This window comes from Labrys sp. Lb11 (assembly GCF_057554225.1).
This window is the reverse complement of sequence record NZ_BAAJOT010000010.1, coordinates 53904-77395: the sequence shown is the minus strand read 5'-3', so window position 1 is coordinate 77395 and position 23492 is coordinate 53904. Positions and strand designations below refer to the sequence as shown.

Here is a 23492-nt window from a genome sequence, read left to right as displayed (position 1 = left end):
ATGGCGACGATTCTGGTGGTCGAGGACAATGAGGCGAACCGGGACATGCTGTCCCGCCGCCTCGAGCGCCGGGGATACGGCGTCCTGCTGGCGGTGGACGGCGTCGAGGCGCTGGCGGTCGCCGGCGAGCGGCTGCCGGACCTGATCCTGATGGACATGAGCCTGCCGGTCATCGACGGCTGGGAAGCGACGCGGCGGCTGAAGGCGGCGCCGGCCACCCGGCATATCCCGGTGATCGCGCTGACGGCGCATGCCATGGCCGGAGACCGGCAGAGGGCGCTGGAGGCGGGCTGCGACGACTACGATACCAAGCCGATCGAGCTGCCCCGCCTGATCGGCAAGCTCGAGACGCTCCTGTCCCGCAATCAGAAGACGTAGGAAGGAGGCAATGACCCGACGCACCGTTCCGGAAGGGGGGCGACAAGCCGCCGCTGCCATGGCCCGCTCCCCATGACCCAGCCGCCGCAACGCCTGGAGCGGGCGCTCGCCGCCTTCGTGCGCCAGGAATTCGGCGCCCCGATCGCCATCATCGTCGGCCTGGCGGAGATCCTGGGCGAGGACGAACGCCAGGAGGGCCATGACGACGTCGCGGCGGATCTCGACCGCATCCGGGCAGCGGGATTGCAGCTGCAGGACCTGATGAACCGGCTGGTCGACCCGGCCCTGCCCGCCGCGCCGGAGGCCGGCGACAGCACTGGCTTCAGGGCCAGGCTCCTCCACGACCTGCGCACGCCCCTGAACGCGGTCAAGGGCTACAGCGAGCTGATCATCGAGGAGGCTCGCGACGCCGGCCGCCATGCCCTGGCCGCCGACGTGGCCAAGCTGGCGGGTGCCGCCGATCAACTCCTCGGGCAGATCGACGGCCTGGTGGCACAGCCCGACGCCGCGGCGCCTCCGGCGGACGCCGCCCCGGCCGCGGCGGCGCCGCGCGATCTCGTCGGCAGGGTCATCGCCTCGATCCGGCCGGTCGAGGCCGCGCCCGCTCATGTCGCATCCGGCGCCCGGGCGAGCCGCATCCTCGTCGTCGACGACACCGAGGCCAATCGCGAATTGCTGTCGCGCCGGCTCACGCGCGAGGGCCATGCCGTCGCGATGGCCGAGAGCGGCCGGGCCGCGCTCGAACGGGTCGCGAACGGCGGCTTCGACCTCATCCTGCTCGACCTGATGATGCCGGGCATGAACGGCTTCGAGGTCCTTTGCCGCCTCAAGGCCGATCCGGGCCGGCGCCATATTCCGGTGATCATGATCTCGGCCCTGGACGAACTCGACAGCATCGTGCGCTGCATCGAGGCGGGCGCCGAGGACTATCTGCCCAAGCCCTTCAACCCGATCCTGCTCAGGGCGCGCATCGAGGCATGCCTCGACAAGAAGCGGCTGCGCGACCGCGAGCAGGCGGTGGCGGCGCGGCTGGCCGAGGAAAAGTCGAAGTCGGACGCCCTCTTGCGCAACATCCTGCCGGAGACGGTCATCGCCCGCATCCGGCGGGGCGAGAGCGTGATCGCAGACCGCTTCCCGGACGCCACGATCCTGTTCTCGGACCTGGTCGGCTTCACCGGCCTCGCCGGCCGCTTGCCGCCGGCGCGGGTCATCGAGATCCTGAACCGGCTGTTCTCGGCCTTCGACGGCCTGGCGACCGGGCTCAAGCTGGAGAAGATCAAGACGATCGGCGACGCCTACATGGTCGCCGGCGGCCTGCCCGAACCGCATCCCGACCATGCCGCGGCGGTGGCCGACATGGCCCTCGGCATGATTGACGCGGTCGCCCGGCTCGGGGCTGCGCTCGGAGAGCCCCTGGGGCTGCGCATCGGCGTTCATTCCGGCGACGTCGTCGCCGGCATCATCGGCCAGCACCGGTTCACCTACGATGTCTGGGGCGACACGGTGAACACCGCCAGCCGGCTGCAATCCTCAGGGGTCGCCAACCGGATCCAGCTGTCGGAGACCACCCACGCCCGCATCCGGCACGCCTTCCGCTGCGAGGCGCGCGGCCCGGTCCGCATCAAGGGCAAGGGCGTCATGCAGACCTGGTTCCTCGGCCCGCGATATTCCGTCTAGAGCAAAGCGCGTTTTGATGGAAACGCGCTTTGCTCCAACTCCTTGTTTCGACGCGTCTTTGCGACTTGACGCGATTCCGTCAAATCGCAAAACGCTTTAGGTTGATGGCGGGCCGAGGGGGCCGGCGTCGGTGGCAATGAGGTCGAGGCTCAGGGTGCAGCCGTCGGCGGGGTATCGAACAGCGACGGCCTCGCCATAATTGAGGACGACATCCTTGGTGAGATCGATCGTGGTCTTGTAGAAGCTGGCCGCGCCGGTCTCGCCGTCGCTGTAGACATTGTAGATCGTGAGCGAGCCGGAGATCGCGACCGTCACCGCGGTTTCGCCGGGCTTCGCGGCGATGAAGCAGCGCGGGCGGGTCGCGTCGATCAGCAGGGATCCGTCGGCGGGCACGTCGTGGTCGGAAAAGACGAGGCTCTCCTGCTGGTCCGTGAGCAGGATGAAGGCGCCCTCGCCATAAAGGCTGGCGGCCGGAGCCGCGGCGGCTTCGAGCTTGATGGTTCCCGACTGGATGTTCAGGGTTTCGGGGCCATCCCCGTCCAGGGTGAGGGTGATCCTGGGGGCCGTGACGGCGATGCGGCGCGGCGTGTAGTCGACCGACCATTCCGGGCCGAGCGGCTGGTTCAGGCCCAGTCCTTCGAGATAGACGTTGAGCCGGTCGCGCAGGTCGTACCAGACAAAGGGCGCGAACTGGCCCCAGTCGTCGTAGGGATTGTAGGGGAAGTAGATCGGGCTGAGCAGTTCCGTCAGCGGGCGCAGATCGAGGAAGATGGCCATCGCGACCTTGTCGCCGGCGGTGAAGCTGGTGATGTCGTTGCTCGACACTTCGGTGACTTTCTTCGACGCCCAATGCTGCTTCACGGCGGCGGTCAGGTCGCCGGTCCCGCCTTCGCCGATGCCGGCGGACGCCTCGGCCGAGAGGTCGAGGTGATTGTCGAACGCCTGGGATTCGGAGGCGAGCGAGAAGCGCGTTTCGACGAAGGTGGTCGAGCCCTGGGTCATGGCGTGGCAATAATGTGTGCCGAACTGATCGACGAAACTGGCCCAGGGCAAGGGATCGACGGCGCCGGCCCCGGGTTTGAAACGCGGTTTTTCCGCGAGCATCCGGGCAGTCAGGCTTTTGATCGACCTCACGAGCTGCACGTGGAGCACCAGCGAGGGCGGGTAGATCGACGCGACCCAGGAGATGCCGAGCTTGCGGGTAACGGTGTATCGGCTTTCCGATTTCTTCTGGATGTCGACCCGGGAGCCGTAGGTCGCATCCGCCCCCAGCGACAGCATTTTCTTCACGCCCCCGGAGAGGCCGAGGGTGACGGACCAGGAATTCATGGTTTCGTCGAGCGAGCTGACCATGGCGCTGTGGGTGTCCTCCATCGCGAAGTGGATGGGAACGAGCGCCAGGCCGAGAGGCACCGTCGGCGCTCCCGCGTCCTGGCCGCGGGTGTAGTCGCCGGAATCATATCTGGGGAATTCGAAGATGAGCTGGCCGTTGAATGTCTGCTGCGGATTGCCGGAGTAGGAAATGCCCGATGTCCCCGGGGAGCCGAGGTACCCACGGTCGCCGCTGGGATAGACCAGCACCTGGCGCGGGTTGAAGCCGTAGAAGGGCAGCGCGACCTGGTCGATGCCGATATCCCGAAAGATATAGCCGAACTGGTCGGTGTCCGGGACGCTCGGCGCGCGCGGTTGGGTCGGGGCGGGCTTGAACTTCAGGCCGTCGGTATCGCCGACGTGCCGCCAGGTGAACGAGCCCTCGACCGCATCGATGTCGATGATCTGATCCTGGCCGGGCACGGACTGGGCCGCGATGAAGAAGGCCCCGATGTCGGCGCCGCTCGGGACGCTGGCGGCGTCGTATGTTGCGAGGCTGAGGCTGGGCGCACGTGCGACCGAGGCGGCCTCGATCGTCTTCATGACTTGTTCGAACGGGTAGGCGCCGGCCTCGACCGAGAATTCGACGGCGCTGTGCTCGGAGAGCCAAAGCTGCTTCGACTCGTCCCATGCAAAGCGGGCGAAGTTGCCGGCGTCGTCGAAGATGACCAGAATTTGCGTGGCCGCTCCGCCGATCTTGCCGTCGTGGACGCGCAGCCGATAGGTCTTGACCACCGTATAGGTGCCATGGGGCCGCGACTTTCCATCGACGCCCAAGTGACCCGAGGCCGCGGCGGCCCGGTCGTCGAGCACCTGGCGCTGGCCGCCTGGGGTCCACAGCACCGTCGTATCGGGAAGCATGGCGGCCATGGCTTGGCTCCGGTCTCGCGAAGTATCGTTGTCAGGGTGCGTCAGAACACGTGGCTATCGTGGGGCTTCCCGAGGTGTTCCTCGTTGATTTCGGTGACAACGTTGCCGGCGCGCTGTTCCCTCTCGGAGATGGCAAGGGTTGGGGAGCCCTGATGCGCACCGTCGCCGCCGCGCGCGGGCATGCCGAGGACGCCGCGCGCCGCTTCGGCGACGACCATGGCGAGTTCGACCGCGTCCCCCGCAGCTTGCAGGTCGGCGGCCTGGTCCGAGGTGGCGAGACGGGTGATGCCCGCGCTGATACCATCGAGCAGTTTGGCCATCTGCTCGATGGCCCCGAGGCGCCCTTCCGGGGTGCTGGCTCGGTCGAAGCTCTGCAGCGTGATCGCGAAGCTGTCCTCGTAGGTCTGGCCGGTTGCCGTCGTCGGCAGATGGCTGGCGTCGATGCCCGTGGCCGCATATTCGAGATAGGCGTCGAGCGCGTCGCCTTTCCGGAGCAGCATGTCGGCCGGCGGATCGCCGACCTTCGCGTAAGCCTCGCTCGCTTTTTCCAGCAGGTAGAGCTTCTGGAAGGTCTCTTCGAGCGGCTCTCCCGCCCGCGGCCAGGCGTCGCGCTCGACCACTGCGGCGGCGGCCATGATGATTTCGAAGGTCACGCTTTCATAGGCGAGCGCCGCCTGGCCCGCGAGTTGATTGGCGCCGATCATGGTGTCGCGATCGGGCAGCGCGGCCTTCAGGGTGGTCAAGGCGGTCACGAGCGCACCTGCGACCTGCTCGACCGCCGGCCCTGTCACCTGGAACAGGTCGCCCAGCTTCTCGATGACCGAAGCATGTTCGTATTGGCCGAGGGCTGGATCGATGCCATGGCCGACGGGGATCCTCTTCAGCACCTCGCCATAGGCCTGGTCCCAGGCGGCCTGCACCGCGGCGGCAGCCGAAGGCTGGACCGAGCCCTGCCAGGCCGCGTCGGGGTAAAGCTGCCGCGCCACCTCGTACAAGGCCTGCGCCCTTTCCGACGCGAAAAAGGCATCGACGTAGCTGTTTCCCATCAACACGCTCCTCACGGAGAGAGATGTTCGAATATCCGATACAATCTACGGGACAACACGCCTACACTATTTGCATGCGGCCAACATGGCAAGAAATTATCGGATGATTCTAGTCTAATGCCGTAGGGCAGGCGACGGTCCGGGAGAATGCAGAGAAGCCGGACCAGGGGGATAGGTGGTGCTGCCTGCACGTCAGCCGCATGACCAAGAGCGGGCGGTAACGCCCCTCAGCGCGCCGCGCTGAACGGTCGAGGCGAACCCGCCGATAAAGGCGCGCCATGGCGATCGTCTCGCGCCCTTCCTCCGGGGCGGGCCGCGCCTCTCAGGCGGCCTTGCCTGCCGGAGCACCGGCGGCCTCCGGTTCCAGGGCGCCAACGCATCGAGCTTCGCGTCGGCATGGTCGCGACGCTGATCCCGGCATCACTCCGCCTGCTTCCCCGGAGCGTCGGGCCAGTCGCAAATCGCGGGCGCACCGCGGCAGCGCTCGGCCGGCGATCCGACGCCTCGGCGACGAGATGGACGCCGTCCGGAGCCCCCCCTACCCCTTCGCGCCGAGCCCGCGACAGCAGAAGGCGACCATCGGGTCGATCATCGCCTCCAGATCCTCGTTGGCGCGCAGGCAATGCTCGATGATCTGCGGGTGGCAGGTGGCGATGCTGGCCATCTGGACGCAGCGGGCGGCGAGCGCCGGGTCGCCCTCGACGGCGAACTCACCGGCGGCGACGCCCTCGCGGACGAGGTCGGTGAGGATGGCGAGGACCGCCGCCTTGTGGTCGTGCACGACGTTCCAGTTCTCGCTGATCGCGACATGCACCATGGCATGCATGCGCTTGTCCTGGATGTAGCGCTGCACGGTGGCGCGGAAGATCTGGTGGATGACGCGCGACAGGCGCTCGCGGGCGCTGAGGCCGGGCTCGGTGGCCGCGGCCCGGGCGACGGCCTCGACCTCGCCGGTCAGCAGCATGGCGACCGCCTCGTTGATGGCGCTCTTGGAGGCGAAGAAACGATAGACGTTGGCCGGCGACATCGACAGCTCCGCCGCGATGTCGGCAACCGTGGTCTTCTGGTAGCCGAACTGACGGAACAGGCGCTCTGCGGTCTCGACGATACGCCGGCGCGTCTCGAGTGCCGCAGGCGTGTCGGCGCCGGCGCGCGAGCCGGCCGGCCCGGCATCAACCCTGTCCTGCGCCATCGTCTCCACGGCTCGCGACTCTCCTTCTCGCATCGACATTAGCAGATTTGCGCTCGGCCGGCCGCTGCCATGCCCGGCACGCCTCCGATTTGTTGACTATCATATATGCACTGACGAATATTGACAATCATCATAAGACATATGAATCTAAAAGTCCAACCCGAGGGAGAGCCGTCATGGCCACCGCCAGCATCCCGTCCGTCGCAACTGCCATCGGCCGGGCCCTCGTCCTGGCCTTGCCGCTCACCGGCCTCGCCGGCTGCCTGCCGGTGGACGAGGCCGCCGGGCAGGCGCCGAAGCCGCGGGCCGTGCAGGCCGAAACCGTCCATTTCGAGGCCCGCCCGACGGCGCGCAGCTTCGCCGGAACGGTCAGGGCCCGCACCGAGGCCGACCTCGCTTTCCGCGTCGGCGGCAAGGTGGTGTCGCGCCCCGTCACCGTCGGCGACCGGGTCAAGGCCGGCGAGGCGATCGCCCGGCTCGACGACACCGACTTCAAGCTGCAGGTCGAATCGGCCGAGGCCGAGCTTGCCGCCGCCCGCTCGGCCCAGACCCAGGCCAGGGCCGACCTCGCGCGCGTCTCCACCCTGGAGAAGAAGGGCTGGGCCTCCGGTGCCGCCTCCGACCGCCAGCAGGCGGCGGCCGACGAGGCCGACGGTCGCGTCACCCGGGCCGAGCGCAATCTCGATCTCGCGCGCAACCAGCTCATCTATGTGACGCTGGTTGCGGAGGCCGACGGCGTGGTGACGGCGACCTCGATCGAGCCCGGCCAGGTCGTCACCGCCGGCCAGCCGGCGGTCAGGATCGCCCGGCTCGGCGAGATGGAGGCGGTGGTCGACCTGCCGGAGACCCAGCTCGGCCTGGCGCGCGATGCCGACGCCCGCATCGAGCTCTGGTCCGCCCCGGGCCGCATCTATCGGGCCAAGCTGCGCGAGCTCAGCCCCGCCGCCGATCCGGCGACGCGCACCTTCGCCGCCCGCCTCACCATCGAGGCTCCCGACGAGGCCGTGGCGCTCGGCATGACCGCGACCGTGACGCTCAGCCGCCCCGCCGGCCCGGCAGTGGCGCGCCTGCCGCTCAGCGCCGTCTATGACGACGGCCAGGGCCCGACGGTCTGGGTGGTCGGCGGCGACGGCGCGCTTCAGGCCCACCCGGTCGACGTCGTCGCCTATGGCGCGGAGGCCGTGACGATCCGCTCCGGCGTCGCCGCCGGCGACAGGGTGGTGACGCTCGGCGTCCACAAGCTCGATCGCAACCAGCGCGTGCGTATCGTCTCCGCCGCCCGCTGAAGGAGGCCGCCATGCGAGGCTTCAATCTGTCGCGCTGGGCCGTCGGCCATCCGGCGCTGGTGCTGTTCTTCATCCTGGCGGTCGCCGTCGGCGGCACGCTCGCCTATCTCCGGCTCGGCCGCGCCGAGGACCCGAACTTCACCATCAAGGTGGCGATCGTCACCGCCGCCTGGCCCGGCGCCACCGCCCAGGAGATGCAGGACCAGGTCGCCGACCGGGTCGAGAAGGCGCTGCAGGCCCTGCCCTTCTTCGACCGCGTCGACACCTATGCCCGCGCCGGCTTCATGGCGGCGACGGTCAGCTTCAAGGACACCACGCCGCCGCGCGAGGTGCCGGACCTGTTCTACCAGGTGCGCAAGAAGCTTGGCGACATCCGCGGCCAGTTGCCGGCCGGCGTGGTCGGCCCGTCGATCAACGACGAGTTCGGCGACGTCTATTCCATCCTCTACATGATCAGCGCCGACGGGCTCGACCTCGGCCGGATCAAGGACATCGCCGAGGGCATGCGCCAGACCCTGCTCGGCGTGCCCAACGTCAACAAGGTCGACCTGTTCGGCGTGCAGGACAAGGCGATCCACGTCGAGTTCAGCCATGTGAAGCTGGCGACGCTGGGGGTGACGCCGCAGGCGATCTTCGACAGCCTGTCGCGCCAGAACGCGGTGGCGCCGGCCGGCGCGATCGAGACCGGCTCGACCTCGATCCCGCTGCGCGTCTCCGGCGCGCTCGACGGCGTGGCGGCGATCGAGGCGATCCCGGTCGAATCCGGCGGGCGCGTCTTCCGCCTCGGCGACATCGCCACGGTCACGCGCGGCTTCAAGGATCCGCCCGACAGCCTGATCCGCCAGGACGGGCGCCCGGCCATCGGCCTCGGCATCTCCATGACCAGGGGCGGCAACATCCTCGACCTCGGCCGTGACGTGAACGCGGCGATGGCGACGATCCGGGCCGACCTGCCGGAAGGCATCGTCGTCGAGCAGATCGCCGACCAGCCGGCCGTGGTCGAGCATTCCGTCGGCGAATTCCTGAGGAGCTTCGCCGAGGCGCTGGCGATCGTGCTCGTCGTCTCCTTCCTGTCTCTGGGCCTTCGGACCGGCATCGTCGTCGCCCTCTCGGTGCCGCTGGTGCTGGGCATCGTCTTCATGGTGATGCTGGCGCTCGGCATCGACCTCAACCGCATCACCCTCGGTGCGCTGATCATCGCCCTCGGCCTCCTGGTCGACGACGCCATCATCGCCATCGAGATGATGGTGGTGCGCATGGAGCAGGGCTGGGACCGGACCCGCGCCGCCGCGGCCGCCTGGGATTCGACCGCTTTCCCCATGCTGACCGGCACGCTGGTCACGGCCGCCGGCTTCGTGCCGGTCGGCTTCGCCGCCTCGGCCGTGGCCGAATATGCTGGCGGCATCTTCTGGGTGGTGGCGATCGCGCTGGTCGCCTCCTGGTTCGTCGCCGTGGTGTTCACGCCCTATCTCGGCGCCAAGCTCATGCCGGACTTCGCCGCGGCCGCACACGGCCCCCACACCGACCCCGACGCCATCTACCAGACCCGGACCTACCGGGCCCTGCGCGCCGCGATCGACTGGTGCGTGCGCCGGCGCCTCGTCGTCGTGCTCGCCACGGTGCTCGTCTTTGCCCTGGCCATCGCCGGCTTCGGCCGGGTCAGCCAGCAGTTCTTCCCGCTGTCGGAGCGCCCGGAGCTGTTCTTCCAGCTGCGCCTGCCGGAGGGCTCGTCGATCACCGCCACCACGCGGGCCGTCGAGGAGGCCGAGGGGCTGCTGAAGGGCGACCCGGACATCGTCGGCTCGACCGCCTATGTCGGCAATGGCAGCCCGCGCTTCTGGCTTGGCCTGAACCCGCAACTGCCCAACCCGGCCTTCGCCGAGATCGTCGTCCTGTCGAAGGACACGGCGGCGCGCGAGCGTGTCAAGGCGCGGCTGGAGAAGGCCGTCGCCGACGGCGCCCTGCCCGCCGCCCGCGTCCGGGTCGACCGCTTCAACTTCGGCCCGCCGGTCGGCTTCCCCGTGCAGTTCCGCGTCGTCGGCAAGGATCCGGCCGAGCTCAGGCGCATTGCCGGCGAGGTGCGCGAGGTCATGCGCGCCAACCCCGACATCCGCGACCCGCACCTGCAGTGGAACGAGATGGCGCCGACCATCCGCCTCGTCGTCGACCAGGACAAGGCCCGCGCCCTCGGCCTGACGCCGCTCGATGTCTCCCAGGCCCTGTCGACGTTGCTGTCGGGCTACACCGTCACCCAGATGCGCGAAGGCAACGATCTCGTCGCCATCGTCGCCCGCGCCGTGCCGGAGGAGCGGCTCGACCCGGCCGGGATCGGCGACCTCACCGTCACCAGCCGCAACGGCGTGCCGGTGCCGCTGTCCCAGGTGGCGCGGGTGGAAACCGGCCATGAGGAGCCGATCCTCTGGCGGCGCAACCGCGACCTGATGATCCCGGTGCGCGCCGACATCCGCGACGGCGTGCAGGCCCCGGACGTCACGAAGGCGATCCTGCCGGCGCTCGAGCCGATCCGCCAGGCCCTGCCGCCCGGCTATCGCATCGAGACCGGCGGGGCGATCGAGGAAAGCGAGAAGGGCAACGGCTCGCTCTTCGCCATGTTCCCGATCATGATCGCCATCACCCTGACGCTCCTGATGCTGCAGCTGCAGAGCTTCTCGCGCCTCGCCCTGGTGCTGACCACGGCGCCGCTCGGCATCGTCGGCGCGTCGCTGGCGCTGAACCTGTTCGGCGCGCCCTTCGGCTTCGTGGCGCTGCTCGGCCTGATCGCCCTTGCCGGCATGATCATGCGCAACACGGTGATCCTGGTCGACCAGATCGAGGCCGACGTCGCCTCCGGCCACGACCGGCGCACCGCCATCGTCGACGCCACGGTGCGCCGCGCCCGCCCGGTGGTGCTGACGGCGCTCGCCGCCATCCTCGCCATGATCCCGCTGACCCGCTCGGTGTTCTGGGGCCCGATGGCGATGGTGATCATGGGGGGCCTGGCCTGCGCCACCGTGCTGACGCTGTTCTTCCTGCCGGCGCTCTACGCCCTCTGGTTCCGCGTGCCGCGTCGGCGCGCGGAGGCGGAGACGGCGGACACCGCATCCGTGAGGCCGCTGGCGCTCGCGGCGGAGTGAGAGGCCGGCTCCGGTCGGGAGCTGCATTACCCGCGTCCAGCTGGAGGGGCGGTGCACCTTCGACTTCGAAGGATATGCCGGCCTCCGACGCCGCGCGGCCGGACGATGCCGCAGCCCTCGACACGGTTGGAAGGCCGCCGAAAGCGCCAAAAGCGGCCTGCCGGGAGCAATCCATCTCTCCCTCCGCTGGGCGTCACGCGTCACGCACCCTTGCGCTCCAACAGCCTATTTCGCCACTGCCGAGGAGGCATTTGGCGCCCGATAGCTCCGGATATCGGAGGTAAGCGTCTCAAGGAAGGCGAGAGCCGGCTCGGTTTGTTTGGACAGCTGAAGCTGCCGGATAAGTGGGTTTCGGCCGGTATTATGCCGCCGCCGGGATTGGCGTTGGCTTGTTGAAGTAGGCCTGATCAGGTGTCTTCCGGTCAAGGCTCGAATGGGGTCAGCGGGTATTGTCGAAGGTCAGGTATCGGCCGATCGAGGCGCGGGCGTCGGGCACGGTGTCGTAGGCGTGCAGATAGACTTCCTCGTATTTGACCGACTTCCAGATCCGTTCGACAAAGACGTTATCGCGCCAGGCGCCCTTGCCATCCATGCTGATCCTGACGCCATTTTCGATCAGCAGGCTGGTGAAGGCCTCGCTGGTGAACTGGCTGCCCTGATCGGTCTTGAAGATGTCCGGCTTGCCATGGCGCGCCAGAGCTTCCTCGACCGCCTCGATACAGAAGTCCGCCTCCATCGTCATCGAGAGCCGCCAGGACAGGACGCGGCGGCTGAACCAGTCCACCACGGCCGCCAGGTAGACAAAGCCCCGGCGCATCGGGATATAGGTGATGTCCATCGCCCAGACCTGGTTCGGCCGGGTCACAGGTAGCTTGCGCAAGAGATAGGGATAGATCTTGTGTCCTTCTGCCGGCTTCGAGGTGTTTGGCCGCCGGTCGATCGCTTCAATCCCCATCCGCTTCATCAACGTCGAGACGTGAAGGCGCCCCGCTCTCAATCCATCGGCAGCCAAAAGGCCTTGCAGCATGCGAGAGCCGGCGAAGGGATACTCAAGATGCAACGCGTCGAGCCGCCGCATCAGAGCAAGATCGCCCGGTGGAACCGGCCGGGGCAGATGGTAGACACTGCTCCGGCTGAGCCCCAAAGCCGTGGCTTGGCGGCTGATCGGCAGAGCGTGCTTGCGGTCGATCATTTCCTTGCGCTCAGCAGGCCGGCCTTGGTGAGCGCTCCTTCTAAAAAATCATTGTCCAGCGTCAGCTCCCCCCTCTTGGCATGGAGCGTTTTCACATCAACGGCGGGCGAAGCAGGCGCGACCGTGCCGCTCCCGCCGAATACCCCGGTAGCCCCTTCAAGAAGCTGGGCCTTCCATTGCGCGATCTGGTCGGCGTGAACGTCGAACTGCTGGCCCAGCTCGTTCAGCGTCTTGTCACCCTTGATCGCCGCCAAGGCGACTTTCGCCTTGAACGCCGGCGTATGGTTGCGGCGTGCTCGTCTCGTCATCATCGCTCCTGCCCTTGGCATCTTATGCCACGTCCAGGGCCGAACTCCACTTATCTGGCCTGTCCAAATTTCCCGAGCCGGCTCTTGCGGCTTGTCTGCAAGTAAGAGGTATGTTCGCGGGGGCCAGGATCTGCGGCCAGGCTCGCTCGATCTGCCGCGGTGGAATACCAACCATCTTTGGACCAGGTATCGCAGGAATACCAAAATGAACGAAGAAATTGAAAAACTCGGCGAAATAATTACGAAATTAATTGGAGAACAATTTCAAAATAAAAACCACAAATCGATGTTATATACGTCTATTTGTAGCCTTCTTTTATTTAAATTTATTGAAGATATGGAAAAGTACGACGATGCTGAATTGGCCTTATTGCACTACATGCACATTTCCATTGAAAGGATTCTAGATATTTCAAATAAAAATTCAAAACAACGAACTCCCAGCAGGAATTCATGTTCCTTCTGCGATCAACGCCCTCCCAAGGTTCGCTTGGGCGCAGGCCCCGGAGTATTCATATGCAATGAGTGTGTAAATACTTTTTCAAAGATATTGTAAAGTGGGCCGCCCCCCCTGGAATGAGACTGGACTATGCCCCTCTGTGGAACCTAGCGTCGGCACACATCTCAGTGTGTCAGCTTTGTCGGTCCGCGAGGGGAGTTGTCGAGCGAGGGTGAAGCCCTCACCGATGGCGGTGAAGCGCTGGAGTCCCCGTATGGAGGTCTCGGGTCCGGGCGGGCGTTCGGTGGCGTAGCCCTTCCAGCCGCCGAGGCGGGCGATGAGCCAAGCCGCCCAAGCCAGGCTGGCGTGGGGATGCGCGTTCTTCTGCTTCTCAGTCCGACCCTCGAACCTGGGCACCACCGCCGCGATGACGTCGATCTCCTCGGCATCGAACACCTGTGTGGCACTGACGGTTTGGCCGGCTTCGCCCCTCCCCTACACCAGTTGCATGACGCGCACCGAGGCCGTCACGACCGCCGCCGCGGAGTTTTCCAGGGCGTGGGCATCGGCAAGCAGGCTCTGCTCAATGTCCACTCCCCGCGACTTCATGGTTCCGTGCAGTTACTTGATGGTCCATCCTTGACCGTAGCAGGCAATGACGCTTTGCGCCTCCTGCGGCGTGTTCGACGCGCCCTTCGGCTTCGTGGCGTTGCTCGGCCTGATCGCCATCGACGGCATGATTACGCGCAACACCGCGATCCTGGTCGACCAGATCGGATCCGACGTCGCAGCCGGCCATAACCGGCGCCCTCTGGTTCCGCGTGCCGCGCCGGCGCGCGGAGGCGCCTGCGGCGGACACCGCATCCGTGAGGCCGCTGGCGCTCGCGGCGGAGTGACCGGCCGACGCCGGCCCGGACCACCGGAGCCGCGGTCGCCGCCGGGCGAGTCCGCGTGATATGCCTGCGGCTCCATCCCGGGAGGCCGTCATGCGAGCACCCATCTATCAGGTCGACGCCTTCACGGCGGCCGTGTTCGCCGGCAATCCTGCCGCGGTCCTGCTCCTCGACCGCTACCCCGACGACGCGCGGCTCCAGGACATCGCGGCCGAGAACAATCTCGCCGAGACGGCCTTCCTGGTGCCGGACGGCGAGGACTTCCGCATCCGCTGGTTCACGCCCAGGCTGGAGGTGCCGCTCTGCGGTCACGCCACTCTCGCCAGCGCCGCCGTCGTCATGGAACGGCTCGACCCGGCGCGGGACCGTGTCGTCTTCCACTCCGCCAGCGGTCCCTTGCCGGTCCGGCGGGCGGGCGGTAGCTATGTCATGGATTTTCCCGCGCGTTTCTGCGAGGCGACCGGGACGCCGGCCGGCCTCGCCGAGGCGCTCGGCGTGCAACCGCTCGAGGTGATGGCCGACGCATTCGCCTATCTCGCCGTGCTGGAAAGCGCGGATGTCGTCCGCCGGCTGTCGCCCGACCTGGCCGGGATCGCGGAGCTGGACCGCAGCGGCGTCATCGTCACCACCGCCGGTGACGGCGGCTATGATTTCGTCAGCCGCTATTTCGCGCCGTCCAAGGGCATTCCCGAGGATCCCGTCACGGGCGCAGCCCATTGCGCGCTCGCCCCCTTCTGGGCCGGGCGCCTGAACCGCTCCTCCTTCCGGGCCTATCAGGCCTCGCGGCGCGGCGGGGAAGTACTCTGCCGCCTCGCCGGGACACGGGTCGAGCTGGAAGGGCGGTGCGCCTTCTATCTCGAAGGCCATGTCAGCATCTGACGCCGCACGGCGGGGATCAGTGCCGCCTGGCGACGTCGGAGCCACCGGCAAGGCCGCGAGGACGCACGAACACGCTCACCGCGGCGGCGCCGTCGAGCCGCGGACGGCGAGCGTGACGGCCAGCGTCTCGCGCCGAAGCGTGCCGTCATGGTCGAGGATCATCTCGACGGCCCGCCGGCCGATCGCGTCGATCGGCTGGGCCACGGTGGTCAGCGGCGGGCTGGAGGTCTCGCCGGCCGGCACCCCGTCGAAGCCGACCACCGACACCGCGCCCGGCACGGCGATGCCGCGCCGGGCCAGCCAGTCCAGCGCCAGCAGCGCGATCCGGTCCGACATCGCCAGCAGCGCCGTCGGCGGCTCGGGCCCGTTGAACAGGAACGCCAGGCCGGCATGCACGCTCTCCGGCTCATTCCGCGTCTCGTAGACCGGCACCCGGGCCGCCGCGATGCCGAACTCGGCCAGGGCGTCGAGATAGCCGACCGCCCGGTCGCGCGAGGTGGTGTAGACGGCGCGGCGCAGCTCGGCCGGCAGCACGATGCCGTAACGCCGGGCGGAGAAGGGCAGCGACAGCACGGCAAAGCGGCGGTGCCCGAGGCCGGCCAGGTGCTGCGCAGCCAGCCGCGCGCCTGCCGCGTTGTCGATGCCGATGGCCGACATCGCCTCGTCCTCCTGGCCGAGATGCAGGGCGACGAACGGCAGCTGGCGCTCGCGCGTCAGGGCGACCAGGCGCTCGCCCTGGTCGATGCACAGCAGGATGAAACCATCGACCAGGGCGGTCTGGATGTTCCAGGCCAGCCGCTCGTCGTTCATCGCCGAGACCAGGGCGAGGCCGGCGCCCTGGTCGTCGCAGGCCTCGGCAATGCCGGCCATCAGGGTGCGGGCGAAGGGGTCCTCGAAGAAGTACGGCAGCGGCTGGGCGGTGGCGACGCCGATGGCGTTGACCTTGCCGGCCCGCAGCATCTTGCCCCTGGGATCGGGGCCGCGATAGCCCAGCGACCTCGCCGTCTCCTCGACCCGCTGGCGCACTTCCTCGCGCACCAGATGCGGGCGGTTGAAGACGTTGGACGCGGTGCCCTGCGACACGCCGGCCGCGCGGGCGATGTCGGCCAGTCGAACGGTTTTCTCCAGCGGCCCTGCCCTTTCGCCGTTTCGGCAGGGATAGCACGCCGTTTGAATCGCTTCAAATCCACTTGACATCCCATTGGAACAATCTATTTTTGAATCGATTCAAAAACCAAAATCCTCCGAAATTGAATCGATTCATATCGCATGATCCGGAGATTCCCATGATCCCCGCCAGCTACTTCTTCCGAGACCTCCTGCGCAGCCGCTGGGCCGATGCGCCGGCCGAGCCCGCCCCGGCCGAGACGACGCCAGCCCTCGTCCCGGCATTCCCGCATCGGCCTGTGCTGTCGCGCTTCGCCGCCGGCCTCGTCCGGCTGCCGGTTGCGGCCTCCGGCCTGCTGCGCGGGGCTCCGCGTCCCTCGGTCCGGCGCTCCTGACCGCGCCTTCCCTGTCCCCGCGCGGCCGCATGGCGTCACGCCGGCGCACCGATCCGGTGCAGCCCTTCGGCGAGATGGTCGGCGACCAGGGCGGCCGGCCGGGCGAGGCCGGCGGCACGGTGCAGCCGGATCTCGGCGCCGGGCAGCGGCGGCAGGCCGCGCTCGACGGCCCGCAGATCCGGCCCGAGCATGCCGCGCTTGGCCACGGTCAACGCCAGGCCCTGCGCCACGATCGCCTCCACCGCGGCCATGCTGCGGCTGACGAAGGCGAGGCGCCAGGGACGCCCCGCCGCCTCCAGGGCGCGGATCGCCCAGTCCCGGAAGAGGCAGCCGGGCTCGGACAGGGCCAGCGGCAGCGGCGCGGCCTCTTCCACCGCATGGCCGGGAGCGGATGCCCAGGACGCCGCCTCCCGCCGCAGGAATTCGCCTTCCGTCGCCCCTTCGGCATGCATGGCCACGACGAGGTCGAAGGCGGTCCCGAGCTTGGGCAGCATGCGGGCCGTGAGGCCGACCTCCATCTCCACCTCGACCAGCGGGTAGCGCCGGCGCGCCGCGGCCAGCAGTTGCGGCAGCAGCCGCGTGCCGTAATCCTCCATCACGCCGATGCGCACGCGTCCCGCCGCCCGGTGGCCGGAGAGCCGCGCCAGGGCCTGGTCGCCGAGGTCGAGGATGCGCCTGGCGTCGGCCAAAAATCCCTGGCCGGCCGCGGTCAGCTCGACCCGCACGGTCGAGCGGCGGAACAGGGCGATGCCGAGCCGCTGCTCCAGCCGCTTCACCTGCAGGCTGACGGTCGCCTGGGTGCGGTTGAGCGCCGCGGCGGCCCGGGTGAAGGACAGGCGGTCGGCCACGGCGACGAAGGCGCGCAGCAGGTCGGGATCGAGGTTCGGTGCGCTCATCGCCGGAATTTATCAGACTTATTGCCCTTATTCGATTCCCGCACGAGCCGGAATGTCATAGGCCGGCGTGATCGCACCCGGCGGGAATCATCATGACCGAACTGCCCGGCGTCCTCGCCGCCGTCCTGTCCAGCGCCCTCGGCGGCACCGCCATCGGGGCGACACGCTATCTCGCCGGCAGCCTCGACCCGATCACCATCGGCGCGGTGCGCTTCGGCGGCGGCGTTCTGGCGCTGCTGCCGCTGGCGCTGTGGCGCCGTGATCCCTGGCCCGCCCGGCGGGACTGGCCCGGCGTCGCCGCCCTCGGCCTCCTGTTCTTCGGCCTCTTCCCCGTTCTGTTCAACGCGGCCCTGGCCCACACCACGGCGGCACGCGGCGCCCTCGCGCTCGCCACCCTGCCCCTCCTGACCATGGTGGCCGGCGCGATGCTCGGCGTCGAGCGGCTCACGCCGCGCAGGAGCCTCGGCGTGCTGGTCGCGGTCGGCGGCGTCGGCGTCGCGCTCGCCGGCAGCCTCGCCGCTGCCCCGCCCGGTGCCTGGCGCGGCGACCTCCTGATGGTGGCGGCGGCGCTGTGCATGGCGCTCTACACCGTCTGGTCCCGCCCCTTCATCGCCCGCAGCGGCCCGATCCCGTTCGCGGCGGCGGGCATGGGCGTCGGCGCCGCCGGCCTCGCCGCCCTCTCGGCCTGGCAGGGCGGCCTGGCGCAGCTCGCCGACCTCGCGGCGGCGCAATGGCTCGCCTGCGCCTACCTCGCGGTGGTCTGCGGCGCCGTCATCTTCTTTCTCTGGGCCTATGCCATGGGCCGGGCCGCGCCGACGCTGGTGGCGGTGTCGGTCGCGGTCAACCCGGTGACCGCCTCCCTCTTCGGCGTGCTGCTGCTCGGCGAGCCGGTCAGCCCCAACCTGGCGGCCGGCCTCCTGCTCGTCCTCGCCGGCATCGCCATCGCCTCCGGCCGTCGCAGGGGCGGCGCGGCATAGTCCGCCTCCGCCGGCATGGGGGGCGGCACGCCATGCCGGGCTCGCCGGGACGCGCCGATGGCACCGGCTTCGGCGATCACGGTTCGACGGCCGTGATCGAAGCGGCCGGGCGAAGGCGCGGGACATCTTCGCGCCTTGCCGCCGGCCCGCGCCTCACGGCTGTCGATGGATCGGATCGACCCAGTAGACTTCCTCCGGCCTTTCCACCGGGTCGACATCGGTGATGTTAACCACCACCGCCTCGTTGTCGGAGCGCATCAGCACGCACTCAAGCACCTCGTCCGGATTGGCGTTGATCTCCTGGTGCGGCACATAGGGCGGCACGAAGATGAAGTCGCCCGGACCGGCCTCGGCCACGAACTCCAGGCGCTCGCCCCAGCGCATCCGCGCCTTGCCGCGCACGACGTAGATGACGCTCTCCAGGGCGCCGTGGTGGTGGACGCCGGTCTTGGCGTTGGGCTGGATCGCCACGGTGCCCGCCCAGATCTTCTGGGCGCCGACACGGGCATGGTTGATCGCCGCCTGCCGGTACATGCCCGGCGTCTGCGCCGTGTTGGGGTCGAGCTGGTCGCCCTTGATCACCCGCACGCCGTCATGCTTCCAGCGCTCGCCGGGATGCGGGTCGTGCGCGTGGTCATGCGCATGGTCGCGGTGGTGATGGTCGCCGCACATCGCGATGCCTCCCCGCGCTCAGGACCGGAAGCCGTCTTCCAGGCGGTCGATGGCCTGGACGTTGGCGGCGGAGGGTCCGTTCGGGTCGAAGCTGGAGGCCAGGTAGGTGTCGACGATGGCCTTGGCCAGCTCGGGGCCGATCACCCGCGCGCCCATGGTGATGATCTGGGCGTTGTTGGACTTGGCCGCCCGCTCGGCCGAATAGGTGTCGTGGGTCAGCGCCGCGCGGATGCCAGGCACCTTGTTGGCGGCGATGCACACGCCGATGCCGGTGCCGCAGAACAGGATGCCGCGGGTGTCACCGGCCTCCCCCACCGCCTGCGCCGCGCGGCCCGCCATGTCGGCGTAGAAGCCGGACTGGCTCAGATCCGTCACCTCCAGCCCCGGCTTGCCGGCCAGATGCGCCGCGATCACGTCCAGAAGCGGCTTGCCCGCGCTGTCGGCACCCAGAACGATCTTCATGCCTCTTCCTCCTGCTCCCGCATTCCCATGGTCGTTGCCTTCAGATAGTCCGGTCCGGCGCCGAACGCCATGGCCGGCGCACGATCCTCAGACCTTTTCCGCCGCCGCCCGCCAGCCTGTTCCGCTCGCGCCACCGAGGGCCTATGACTGGCAGGGCCGGATCCCGCCCGGCGCCCCGCCAGCTTCGAGCCCGCCATGTCCACTGTCCGCCACGCCGTCCCCGGCCTCGACCGGCCCGCCACCATCGTCGTCGACCGCTGGGGCGTGCCGCATATCCGGGCGCTGAGCCGGCGTGACGCCTTTTTCGCCCAGGGCTTCAACGCCGCCCGCGACCGGCTGTGGCAGATCGACCTGTGGCGCAAGCGCGGCCTTGGCCTGCTGGCGGCGGATTTCGGTCCCGGCTATCTCGCCCAGGACCGCGCCAGCCGCCACTTCCTCTACCGCGGCGACATGGCGGCGGAATGGGCCGCCTACGGCGTGCCGGACGCGGCCGCGATCACCGAGGCCTTCGCCGCCGGCATCAACGCCTATGTCGGCCTGACCGAACGGGATCCGGCGCTGCTGCCGCCGGAATTCGCCACCCTCGGCACCCGCCCGGCCCGCTGGCGGGCCGAGGACGTGGTGCGCATCCGCAGCCACGCCCTCAGCGACAACGCCTTCTCCGAGCTCGCCCGAGCCCGGATCATGGCTCTGGCCGATGCGGAGACCGACCTGCTGCGCCAGGCGATCGAGCCGAAGGCGGAGCCGATCCTCGCCCCCGGCCTCGACGCGTCGGCCCTGCCACCCCAGGCGCTCGACCTGCTGGCCCTCGCCAAGGCGCCGGCCAGCTTCGAGCCTGCCCGCCTCGCCGCCGGCCTGGCGGAAGCCGAGCTGTGGCGGGCGCTGGTCGACGGCCGGGTCAGCCGGGCGGAGGGCTCGAACAACTGGGCGCTGGCGCCGGCGTTGACCGCCAGCGGCCGCCCGATCCTCGCCAGCGACCCGCACCGCGCCTATTCCCTGCCCTCGCTGCGCTACGTCGCCCATCTGGAGGCGCCCGGCCTCAACGTCATCGGCGCCGGCGAGCCGGCCCTGCCCGGCATCTCGATCGGCCACAACGGCACGGCCGCCTTCGGCCTGACCATCTTCCCGACCGACCAGGAAGACCTCTACGTCTACGACACCCACCCCGACGACCCCAGGCTCTACCGCTATGGCGAGGGGTTCGAGCCGATGCGCGTCGTCACCGAGGCGGTGCCGGTCAAGGGCGCGCCCGACCAGGAGGCCGAGCTCCTGTTCACCCGCCACGGCCCGGTGGTGTTCGAGGACCGCGCCCGCCGCAAGGCCTACGCTGTCCGCACCGTCTGGCTGGAGCCGGGCAGCGCCGCCTATTTCGGCAGCATCGCCTACCAGGGCGCGGCCAGCCTCGCCGAATTCGAGGCGGCGCTGGCGCACTGGTCGGTGCCGCCGGTCAACCAGGTCTATGCCGACGCCTCCGGCGCCATCGGCTGGATCGCCGCCGCCAAGGCCCCCGACCGGCCGAACTGGAACGGCCTCACGCCGGTGCCCGGCGACGGGCGCTACGAATGGGCCGGCTTCCTGCCCGCCGCCGCCCTGCCGCGCATCCTCGAGCCCGCCGCCGGCTTCGTCGCCAGCGCCAACGAGATGAACCTGCCGCCGGATTTCCCGCAGGAGGTGACCCGGCTCGGCCATGAATGGCTCGAACCCTCGCGGGCCGAGCGCATCAGGGCCGTGCTGGCCGCCACCTCCGCCCACACGCCGGCCGGCTCCATGGCGCTGCAGACCGACACGCTGTCGCGGCCGGCCGAACGCGTCTGCGCCCTGCTCCCGCCGGATCTGCCCGGCCCGGCCGCCGCCCTGCTGGCGGGCTGGGACCACCGGCTCGACGCCGCCAGCCCGGCGGCCCTGCTGTTCGAGATGTGGTGGCACAAGCACCTGGCCCCCGCCCTGCTCGATCGCGCCACCGCCGACCCGACGGTGCGGACCCTGCTCGGCGAGGGCGACGTCTCCACCCTGCTCGCGGCGCTGGAGCGCCCCGATCCCGGCCGAGCCGTCCTCCTCGCCGCCACGCTCGATGCCGCCTTCGCCGAATGCATCGGCCTGATGGGAGAGGATACGGCCGCCTGGGCCTGGGGCCGGCTGCATCACGGCTTCTTCGAGCACCCGCTCGACCGCCGCCACGACATCGGCCCGCTGCCGATCGGCGGCTCGGGCTCGACGGTGATGAACACCCATTACCGCCTGCCCGACTTCCGCGCCACCACCGGCGCCTCATTCCGGATGGTGGTGGATGTCGGCGCCTGGGACGAGAGCCGCTTCATCAACGCCCCCGGCCAGTCCGGCGATCCGCGCTCGCCGCACTATGCCGATCTCGCGCCGACCTGGGCGGCCGGGGGCTACCTGCCGCTGCTCTATTCGCGCGCGGCGGTGGACGCGGCGGCGGAAAGCGTGATCGAGCTGGTACCGGCGGAAGCGCAGTAGCGCGAGGCTGCGCCGCACACTGGACTCTCCGTGGCGACCGAGCCTCGGTTCGTCATCGTCGCGACAATCAATCGCCGACATTGAAAGGAACGATAGGGTGATCCGGGGGGCTCCGACGGCCGGCAGGGCTGCAGGGCCCGGTCCGCCCGGCCAAGTGGGAGGCTGCCTTGACGCTACGATCCCCCGCACGCGGCTTCGCCCGGATCGCCCTGGCCTCCTGCGCCCTCGCCATCGGGCTCGGGCTGGCCGGCCCGGCGGCGGCGGCGCGCTACGGCCTCGTCGTCGGCGTCGACGACTACGACCCGCCGGTCAACAAGCTGCAGGGCGCGGTGAACGACGCCCGGGACATCGCCGCGGCGCTGCAGGGCGCCGGCGTCGACCGAATGATCCTGCTCACCGACAAGGCGGTGACCAAGGAGAAGGTCAAGGCCGCCTGGGACAGCCTCCTGGCCGAAGCCGCGGCCGGGGACACCCTGGTCTTCACCTATGCCGGCCATGGCGGCCAGGAGCCGGCCGCGGCTGGCGACCCGAACCATCCCGACGGCTTTGCCGAGACTTTCATCATGGTCGACTACGACCTCACCGGGCCGGGCCTGGCGAACCGGATCCTCGACGACGAGATCACGGCCTGGATCAAGGACGCGGAGAAGAAGGGCGTCCATGTCGTCTTCGTCGCCGATTCCTGCCATTCCGGCGGCATGACCCGCGGCGTCACCCTGGGGCTGACCTATCGCGCCGTGCCCAGGCTGAAGATCTCCCGCGAGGACCTCCTGAAGTTCGCGCCGCCCGTGCCCTCGCAGGACCGCACCGTAGCCGAGGCCGACAGCGTCACCTTCCTGGCGGCCGTCGCTGCCGACCAGCTCTCGCCGGAGATCCAGATCGACGGCAAGCCCCGCGGGGCGCTGTCCTACGCCTTCGCCCGTGCGCTGGAAGGCGCCGCGGACGCCGACCGCAAGGGCGCCACCACCGAGCAGCAGCTCACCGCCTTCGTGCGGGCGACGATCCAGCAGCGCACCGACAACCAACAGTTTCCGCGCTCCCTGCCGGCCCTGCCGCGGCCGATCGTCGTGCTCGCGCGCCGGGACGTGGCCGCGGCACGGCCGCCGGCCGACACGGACCTGACCAAGGCGATCGCGGTCGCCGAGCAGGTGGCCCTCGACGACACGCTGAAGCTCGCCTATCGCGGCGGCGCCGGTCCGGCCGAGGTCAAGGGCGCCGTCGTCGTCCCCGACGAGGACGCGGCCGATCTCGTCTACGACATCGCGGCGCGCACGGTGGAGAAGCGCGTCGCCGGCATCGTCGCCGAGGATGTGGCGCCGGAGGGGCTGCCCGGCATCGTCGCCAAGTGGCGCGCCATCGCCTTCCTCAAGGCCGAGGCCGGACGCGGCATCGTCCCCTTCGACATCGTCGAGGGCGCCCGGGCGCACCACATCGGCGAGCGGGTGACCGTGCGGCTCGACGACGGCCCCCACCCCTTCATGACGCTGTTCAACCTGCCGCCCGACGGCAAGGTGGAATTCCTCTATCCCGCCTCGCCCGCCGAGCGCGACACCGCCTGGGCCGGCAAGACCTTCAGCTTGCCCCTGCAGGTGAAGGACCCGCCCTTCGGCTCCGAGCACCTCGTCGCCGTGATGACCGACCGGCCGATGGACGACCTGCACCAGGCCCTGCGGACGCTCACCAGCCCGCAGGCGGCGACCGACCTGCCCGCCATCCTGCAGCAGGCGCTGCAAGGCCAGGCCGTCTCGATCGGCATCGCCAACGTCGTCACCAGCGGCGCGCCGTAGGGAGCCGGCCGCTCGTCCTGTCGCCGACATTGCCCGGCGACCTCCGTGCCGGC

18 protein-coding genes and 1 pseudogene are annotated in these 23492 nt (G+C 69.4%); 11 read left to right on the top strand and 8 right to left on the bottom strand.

Translation table 11 applies throughout. The annotated features are described in order from the left end of the window. Both AC27L4_RS30715 and AC27L4_RS30710 read left to right on the top strand, forming a co-directional pair. Complete coding sequence (locus AC27L4_RS30715; RefSeq protein ID WP_487146469.1) at positions 1 to 378, top strand: response regulator; 378 nt, start codon at positions 1 to 3, stop codon at positions 376 to 378. Between the two features lie 72 nt (positions 379 to 450). Continuing rightward, on the top strand, positions 451 to 2055 hold the full coding sequence (locus tag AC27L4_RS30710; protein ID WP_487146467.1) for an adenylate/guanylate cyclase domain-containing protein: 1605 nt from the start codon (positions 451 to 453) through the stop codon (positions 2053 to 2055). A 96-nt stretch (positions 2056 to 2151) separates the two neighbouring features. Here the strand turns inward: AC27L4_RS30710 and AC27L4_RS30705 are convergent, their stop codons facing one another. The 3 genes from AC27L4_RS30705 to AC27L4_RS30695 all read right to left on the bottom strand — a co-directional run bounded on the left by AC27L4_RS30705 (position 2152) and on the right by AC27L4_RS30695 (position 6534). Next, a complete protein-coding gene (locus tag AC27L4_RS30705) occupies positions 2152 to 4296 on the bottom strand; it encodes an MAC/perforin domain-containing protein (RefSeq protein ID WP_487146466.1) in 2145 nt (714 codons plus the stop codon). A 41-nt stretch (positions 4297 to 4337) separates the two neighbouring features. Next, on the bottom strand, positions 4338 to 5342 hold the full coding sequence (locus AC27L4_RS30700) for a hypothetical protein (RefSeq protein ID WP_487146464.1): 1005 nt from the start codon (positions 5340 to 5342) through the stop codon (positions 4338 to 4340). A gap of 538 nt (positions 5343 to 5880) precedes the next feature. Then, complete coding sequence (locus tag AC27L4_RS30695) at positions 5881 to 6534, bottom strand: TetR/AcrR family transcriptional regulator (RefSeq protein WP_487146661.1); 654 nt, start codon at positions 6532 to 6534, stop codon at positions 5881 to 5883. Between the two features lie 176 nt (positions 6535 to 6710). Between AC27L4_RS30695 and AC27L4_RS30690 the strand changes: the two genes are divergently transcribed. Together AC27L4_RS30690 and AC27L4_RS30685 are read left to right on the top strand one after the other, a co-directional pair. Continuing rightward, positions 6711 to 7820 carry an efflux RND transporter periplasmic adaptor subunit gene (locus AC27L4_RS30690; protein ID WP_487146463.1) on the top strand — a complete coding sequence of 370 codons (1110 nt, stop codon included), beginning with the start codon at positions 6711 to 6713 and terminating at the stop codon, positions 7818 to 7820. Between the two features lie 11 nt (positions 7821 to 7831). Beyond that, positions 7832 to 10954, top strand: coding sequence for an efflux RND transporter permease subunit (locus AC27L4_RS30685; protein ID WP_487146462.1), 3123 nt, complete (start codon positions 7832 to 7834; stop codon positions 10952 to 10954). 361 nt (positions 10955 to 11315) lie between these two features. Here the strand turns inward: AC27L4_RS30685 and AC27L4_RS30680 are convergent. Further along, positions 11316 to 12454, bottom strand: a pseudogene (locus AC27L4_RS30680) (IS3 family transposase). A gap of 205 nt (positions 12455 to 12659) precedes the next feature. On the opposite strand from AC27L4_RS30680, the gene AC27L4_RS30675 reads away from it, so the two are divergent. The 3 genes from AC27L4_RS30675 to AC27L4_RS30665 all read left to right on the top strand — a co-directional run bounded on the left by AC27L4_RS30675 (position 12660) and on the right by AC27L4_RS30665 (position 14665). Beyond that, the gene (locus tag AC27L4_RS30675) at positions 12660 to 13010 is read left to right on the top strand and encodes a ClpX C4-type zinc finger protein (protein ID WP_487146461.1); all 351 of its coding nucleotides are present in this window, start codon (positions 12660 to 12662) and stop codon (positions 13008 to 13010) included. 538 nt (positions 13011 to 13548) lie between these two features. Further along, positions 13549 to 13848, top strand: coding sequence for a hypothetical protein (locus tag AC27L4_RS30670; RefSeq protein ID WP_487146667.1), 300 nt, complete (start codon positions 13549 to 13551; stop codon positions 13846 to 13848). A 31-nt stretch (positions 13849 to 13879) separates the two neighbouring features. Next, positions 13880 to 14665 (top strand): PhzF family phenazine biosynthesis protein, encoded by a 786-nt coding sequence (locus AC27L4_RS30665; protein WP_487146458.1) that lies wholly within the window; start codon positions 13880 to 13882, stop codon positions 14663 to 14665. Between the two features lie 75 nt (positions 14666 to 14740). On the opposite strand, the gene AC27L4_RS30660 is transcribed toward AC27L4_RS30665, so the two are convergent. Then, complete coding sequence (locus AC27L4_RS30660) at positions 14741 to 15793, bottom strand: LacI family DNA-binding transcriptional regulator (RefSeq protein ID WP_487146660.1); 1053 nt, start codon at positions 15791 to 15793, stop codon at positions 14741 to 14743. Positions 15794 to 15951: 158 nt separating this feature from the next. Here AC27L4_RS30660 and AC27L4_RS30655 point away from each other — a divergent pair, with 158 nt between their 5' ends. Next, positions 15952 to 16167: a hypothetical protein gene (locus tag AC27L4_RS30655; RefSeq protein ID WP_487146457.1), complete on the top strand. Its 216-nt coding sequence runs from the start codon at positions 15952 to 15954 to the stop codon at positions 16165 to 16167. Positions 16168 to 16202: 35 nt separating this feature from the next. Here AC27L4_RS30655 and AC27L4_RS30650 read toward each other — a convergent pair whose 3' ends face one another. Then, positions 16203 to 17063: a LysR substrate-binding domain-containing protein gene (locus tag AC27L4_RS30650; protein WP_487146456.1), complete on the bottom strand. Its 861-nt coding sequence runs from the start codon at positions 17061 to 17063 to the stop codon at positions 16203 to 16205. A 92-nt stretch (positions 17064 to 17155) separates the two neighbouring features. Here AC27L4_RS30650 and AC27L4_RS30645 point away from each other — a divergent pair, with 92 nt between their 5' ends. Continuing rightward, positions 17156 to 18040 (top strand): DMT family transporter, encoded by an 885-nt coding sequence (locus AC27L4_RS30645; RefSeq protein ID WP_487146455.1) that lies wholly within the window; start codon positions 17156 to 17158, stop codon positions 18038 to 18040. Between the two features lie 153 nt (positions 18041 to 18193). Here AC27L4_RS30645 and AC27L4_RS30640 read toward each other — a convergent pair whose 3' ends face one another. Together AC27L4_RS30640 and AC27L4_RS30635 are read right to left on the bottom strand one after the other, a co-directional pair. Next, positions 18194 to 18712 carry a cupin domain-containing protein gene (locus tag AC27L4_RS30640; protein WP_487146454.1) on the bottom strand — a complete coding sequence of 173 codons (519 nt, stop codon included), beginning with the start codon at positions 18710 to 18712 and terminating at the stop codon, positions 18194 to 18196. Between the two features lie 18 nt (positions 18713 to 18730). Then, positions 18731 to 19174: an RpiB/LacA/LacB family sugar-phosphate isomerase gene (locus AC27L4_RS30635; protein WP_487146453.1), complete on the bottom strand. Its 444-nt coding sequence runs from the start codon at positions 19172 to 19174 to the stop codon at positions 18731 to 18733. A 195-nt stretch (positions 19175 to 19369) separates the two neighbouring features. On the opposite strand from AC27L4_RS30635, the gene AC27L4_RS30630 reads away from it, so the two are divergent. Together AC27L4_RS30630 and AC27L4_RS30625 are read left to right on the top strand one after the other, a co-directional pair. Next, positions 19370 to 21652, top strand: coding sequence for a penicillin acylase family protein (locus AC27L4_RS30630; RefSeq protein ID WP_487146452.1), 2283 nt, complete (start codon positions 19370 to 19372; stop codon positions 21650 to 21652). 167 nt (positions 21653 to 21819) lie between these two features. Next, complete coding sequence (locus AC27L4_RS30625; protein WP_487146449.1) at positions 21820 to 23439, top strand: caspase family protein; 1620 nt, start codon at positions 21820 to 21822, stop codon at positions 23437 to 23439. Positions 23440 to 23492: the final 53 nt, after the last annotated feature.

Excerpts from the sequence above, each read along its gene's own strand:
- AC27L4_RS30640 (WP_487146454.1), bottom strand. The coding sequence starts at position 18,712 with ATGTGCGGCGACCATCACCACCGCGACCATGCGCATGACCACGCGCAC.
- AC27L4_RS30710 (WP_487146467.1), top strand. The coding sequence starts at position 451 with ATGACCCAGCCGCCGCAACGCCTGGAGCGGGCGCTCGCCGCCTTCGTG.
- AC27L4_RS30635 (WP_487146453.1), bottom strand. The coding sequence starts at position 19,174 with ATGAAGATCGTTCTGGGTGCCGACAGCGCGGGCAAGCCGCTTCTGGAC.
- AC27L4_RS30705 (WP_487146466.1), bottom strand. The coding sequence starts at position 4,296 with ATGGCCGCCATGCTTCCCGATACGACGGTGCTGTGGACCCCAGGCGGC.
- AC27L4_RS30695 (WP_487146661.1), bottom strand. The coding sequence starts at position 6,534 with ATGGCGCAGGACAGGGTTGATGCCGGGCCGGCCGGCTCGCGCGCCGGC.
- AC27L4_RS30645 (WP_487146455.1), top strand. The coding sequence starts at position 17,156 with ATGACCGAACTGCCCGGCGTCCTCGCCGCCGTCCTGTCCAGCGCCCTC.
- AC27L4_RS30715 (WP_487146469.1), top strand. The coding sequence starts at position 1 with ATGGCGACGATTCTGGTGGTCGAGGACAATGAGGCGAACCGGGACATG.
- AC27L4_RS30630 (WP_487146452.1), top strand. The coding sequence starts at position 19,370 with ATGTCCACTGTCCGCCACGCCGTCCCCGGCCTCGACCGGCCCGCCACC.
- AC27L4_RS30670 (WP_487146667.1), top strand. The coding sequence starts at position 13,549 with ATGACGCTTTGCGCCTCCTGCGGCGTGTTCGACGCGCCCTTCGGCTTC.
- AC27L4_RS30655 (WP_487146457.1), top strand. The coding sequence starts at position 15,952 with ATGATCCCCGCCAGCTACTTCTTCCGAGACCTCCTGCGCAGCCGCTGG.
- AC27L4_RS30690 (WP_487146463.1), top strand. The coding sequence starts at position 6,711 with ATGGCCACCGCCAGCATCCCGTCCGTCGCAACTGCCATCGGCCGGGCC.
- AC27L4_RS30665 (WP_487146458.1), top strand. The coding sequence starts at position 13,880 with ATGCGAGCACCCATCTATCAGGTCGACGCCTTCACGGCGGCCGTGTTC.
- AC27L4_RS30685 (WP_487146462.1), top strand. The coding sequence starts at position 7,832 with ATGCGAGGCTTCAATCTGTCGCGCTGGGCCGTCGGCCATCCGGCGCTG.
- AC27L4_RS30650 (WP_487146456.1), bottom strand. The coding sequence starts at position 17,063 with ATGAGCGCACCGAACCTCGATCCCGACCTGCTGCGCGCCTTCGTCGCC.
- AC27L4_RS30700 (WP_487146464.1), bottom strand. The coding sequence starts at position 5,342 with ATGGGAAACAGCTACGTCGATGCCTTTTTCGCGTCGGAAAGGGCGCAG.
- AC27L4_RS30675 (WP_487146461.1), top strand. The coding sequence starts at position 12,660 with ATGAACGAAGAAATTGAAAAACTCGGCGAAATAATTACGAAATTAATT.